We start from the raw sequence: 540 nt of genomic DNA, 5'->3' as shown, positions 1-540 counted from the left end.
CGTCACCGACCTCACCGCGGCGACCGCCTACGACTACCGCATCACCTCGCAGAACAGCATCGGCACCGGCCCGGCGGTGTTGCTCAGCAACGTCAGCACGGCCGCGGCGCCGGCGATGCGCGCCAGCAGCGGAACCATCAGGGCCAGCAGCGGCACCGTCCGCGCGAGCGCATCCTAGGAGAACCGAACGTGGTCAAGGCTCTCGTCAACCGTGGCGGCTCCGCGAACGATGCCACCGCCGACACGCTCTACGCCGCCTTCGGCAAGCTGAACGACAACACCGACGAGTTGTACTCGAAGACGAGCGATGCCTCGGCCGCCATCGCAGCCTTGCAGGCGTCGGTCGGCGCCATCGACTTCGAGAGCAAGACGCTGGTCGATGCCGCGACCATCGCCACCGCGATCACGGCGCGCGACGGCCAGTACAGCGCCAGCATTTCCGGCACGCGCCTTCTCGGGCTCCCGACCGGCGCGCAGGCCGGCGGCCGCTACGTCTGGCGCATCGCCCTCACCGGCACGACCACGCTGACCTTCGCCTCG

General features: G+C 69.8%; 1 protein-coding gene. It reads left to right on the top strand.

The features are described 5' to 3' along the window. Positions 1-189 precede the first annotated feature (189 nt). Positions 190-540 (top strand): hypothetical protein (locus M0638_RS28390; RefSeq protein ID WP_248670316.1); only part of this gene is annotated, 351 nt, incomplete at its 3' end.

Source organism: Roseomonas acroporae (genome assembly GCF_023223525.1).
Taxonomy (GTDB): domain Bacteria; phylum Pseudomonadota; class Alphaproteobacteria; order Acetobacterales; family Acetobacteraceae; genus Roseomonas_E; species Roseomonas_E acroporae.
The sequence above is the reverse complement of the archived record's forward strand: the minus strand, read 5'-3'. Positions and strand labels throughout refer to the sequence as shown.